Here is a 3,450-nt window from a genome sequence, read left to right on the forward strand (position 1 = left end):
ACCCTACCCCATCGTGTCCGTCGGTGCGGGGCTTTTAAACGAAAGTGGCGTACAGAGGGTGTTCGACTATAAAGGATGCACGCTTTTTTAGCTGCGCGACCACAAGGTCAAAAACTGAATGACAGAGACTCGTACTTAATTGACGTATGACACTCATGTAACAGATAAGAGGTGCTAGCATAGAGCCATCAGTCGACCTCAGCATGCACCCTCACACCAGTAGTCAGGATATGACCGAGCCAGAAGACCCCAGCCGTGAGCGTCTCAAGCACCACTTTGCCCAGCGGGTAATTCATCAGGCACGTCAAATTCTTGAGATCTGGCAACGCCTGCAACGCAGCGAATGGTCGAACGCCGATTTTTCCGAACTCAGCGAAGCCAACCTGCGCCTGCTGCGCTTTGCCGAGCGCTTCGAACAGCCGGAACACGGTCAACTGGCGCGGCATATCGGCGAGTCCCTGAAGGCGGTAGACGAAAATCGTGGGCGCTTGAGCAGCCAACTGATCACCGAACTCAACCGCCTGATGCAACGCCTGTCCCGTACCGGCCTGCGCCAGGGCGACCAGCTGGAACAAACCTTCCTGCCACCGATGCGCAAGCCCATCTACGTGATGCTGGCCGATCACGACCGCGCCGAGCGCCTGGCCAAGCAGCTGGAATTCTTCGGCATGAGCGCCCAATCCCTGGACAGCATCGCGGCTTTTCGCGCGTCCATGGCCGAGCGCCTGCCGTCCGCCATCGTCATGGACGTCGACTTCTGCGGCGAAGGCCAGGGCCTCAAGCTCGCCGCCGAAGCCCAGGAAGGCCTGGAGCAGAAACTGCCGCTGCTGTTTTTCAGCCTGCATGAAACCGACACCCCAACCCGCCTGGCCGCCGTGCGCGCCGGCGGCCAGGAATTCCTGACCGGCACGCTGGAAGCTTCAAGCCTGCTGGAAAAGATCGAAGTACTGACCTGCATCGCCCAGTACGAACCCTATAAAGTGCTGATCATCGACGACTCGCGCGCCCAGGCGCTGCACACCGAGCGGCTGCTCAACAGTGCCGGCATCGTCACCCGCACCTTGATCGAACCGATCCAGGCCATGGCCGAGCTGGCGGACTTCCAGCCGGACCTGATCATCCTCGACATGTACATGCCCGCCTGCACCGGCACCGAACTGGCCAAGGTGATCCGCCACAACGACCGCTACGTCAGTGTGCCGATCATCTACCTGTCGGCCGAAGACGACCTGGATAAACAGCTGGACGCCATGAGCGAAGGCGGCGACGACTTCCTCACCAAGCCGATCAAACCACGCCATTTGATTACCACCGTGCGCAATCGCGCGGCGCGCGCGCGTAACCTCAAGGCACGGATGGTGCGCGACAGCCTGACCGGCCTGTACAACCACACTCACATCCTGCAATTGCTCGAAGACTGCAGCTTCCGTGCACGCCGCGAGAACAAGCCACTCAGCTTTGCCATGCTCGACATCGACCATTTCAAACGGGTCAATGACAGCCACGGACACCCCATGGGCGACCGTGTGATCAAGAGCCTGGCGCTGTTTCTCAAACAGCGTTTGCGCAAGACCGACTACATCGGCCGTTACGGCGGTGAAGAATTCGCCATCGTGATGCCCGACACTGACCTAGAATCGGCCTGCAAGGTGCTGGATGAAATCCGCGGGCGCTTTGCCGAAATCCACTACCCGGCCCAGCCCCAGGATTTATGGTGCACCTTCAGCGCCGGCGTGGTGGAGCTGTGTGACGGTTCCGACAGCTTGATGATGGCCGCCCAGGCCGACGAGGCGCTGTACCGCGCCAAGGATGCCGGACGCAACCGCGTACAACCCGCGCGCGCATCAAAGCAAAGTGCCATCTTTTCACCGGAATCCAGTGATTCCGTCATAACTCTGTAATGGAAACGCAATAACTTCAGGCACTTATCTTTTGCTGTCGGTTGAAACCACGCATGCGCCTGAAGCTGCTGACCAATCTCAACACCCTTCTATTGGTGGCCGTTTGCCTGGCCCTCGGGGCGACGCTGTGGTGGTCGCAGCGGGCGCTGGAGCGGCCTTATTTACTGATGGAGCGTTACTTGGGGTTGTCCCAGACGTTTCAGAATCAGGCCGCACGCAATATTGACGATTACTTGGCCAGCGGCGATGCCTTGCGCTTGAGCAGCGCCAGCCAAAGCCTGGAAAGCCTGTTGCAGCATCTGGATGAGCTGCCCACCGACCTCGCGCAAAACCTGCGACCCAGCCTGGTCGACCTCGACACTTTCAGCAAAACCGACCTGTTGGCCGCCGGCAAACTGGCGGGCGATCCGCAAGCGCTGCTCCTGCAAGCCGAGCGCGAATTGGGCGCGAACCTGGAACAACTCAGCCAATACGCCATAGGCGTCAACTCGCCGGACGCGGCGCGCTATCTGCCGCCCTTGCTCGCCGCATCCCAACACCTGGGCAAGCTGTCCCTGGCTCGCGACAAGCTGGTCAGCAGCGGCCGCGCCGAACTGGCCGACGATGTGGAGCGAGAACTGGCCAGCATCCGCACCCAGGCCGACCAACTGGCGCAACTGCCGTTGCTTGGCGTCAAAGCCAGTAGCGAATCCAGCGCCGATGACTTCTCCGCCATGATGGGCCTGGAAAACAGCGAAAAAACCGAAGTTCAGGACACCGGCGTCGACCTCAAGCGCGAACTCAATAGCCTGTTGACCCGTTATCCCGCCGAACTCAAGCGCACCCGCGAGCAAATCCAGCAACGCGCAGACCTCGCCACTGGCACCCACCTGAAAATTTCCGCCGTGCAACAGGCCATCGCCGGCCTGGAACCCGTGGTGCGTGCGCAACACGGCAAGATTCAGGGCGAAGTGCGCCTGATGCAAGGCGTGATGATCGGCCTGATCCTGCTGATCGCGCTGCTGATCGATACCTTGCAACGGCGCCTGGCGCGGGTGCTGACCAACCTCGCCCCGGCCCTGTCGACCTGGGCCGACGGCGACTTCAGCCAGCCGATCGCCCTGGGCAAGACCAACCGCGAGTTGCACGACATCGGAGCGTCCCTGAACCGCCTGCGCGCCTACTTGGTGGACTTGGTAGGCACCATTCGCGGCAACGCCCAGGAAGTGGCCGGCAGCAGCCGCGCCCTCGCCGAACTGAGCAGCGGCTTGCACGACGGTGCCGAGCGCCAGGCCGGCGATACGGCGCAGATCCGTGATTCTCTGGGCGAGCTGGAAGCGACTATCCAGCAAGTGGCGGGTGATGCCAGCCAGGCTGCCGGAGCCAGCCGTAGCGCGGGTCAGGCGGTGGAACAAGGCCAACGCGTGATCGGCCTGAGCCTCACCGGGTTGCATGCCCTGGTGGGAGAAGTGCAGCAAAATGCGCAGATGATCGAAAAACTGGCCGAGGAATCGGCCACCATCGGCGGCGTATTGACAGTGATCCGCTCGATTGCCGACCAGACCAACTT

At 61.2% G+C, this 3,450-nt stretch carries 2 protein-coding genes; both read left to right on the forward strand.

Features of this window, described 5'->3' with window-relative positions; all coding sequences use genetic code 11:
• Nucleotides 1-230: 230 nt before the first annotated feature.
• A complete protein-coding gene (locus tag ACRESD_RS21845) occupies nt 231-1,901 on the forward strand; it encodes a diguanylate cyclase (protein ID WP_431752807.1) in 1,671 nt (556 codons plus the stop codon).
• Nucleotides 1,902-1,954: 53 nt separating this feature from the next.
• Nucleotides 1,955-3,450, forward strand: a 1,496-nt coding sequence (locus ACRESD_RS21850; RefSeq protein WP_431752808.1) for a methyl-accepting chemotaxis protein, incomplete at its 3' end; no start/stop codon positions are given.

This window comes from Pseudomonas sp. (assembly GCF_050739995.1).
Classification (GTDB): Bacteria; Pseudomonadota; Gammaproteobacteria; order Pseudomonadales; family Pseudomonadaceae; genus Aquipseudomonas.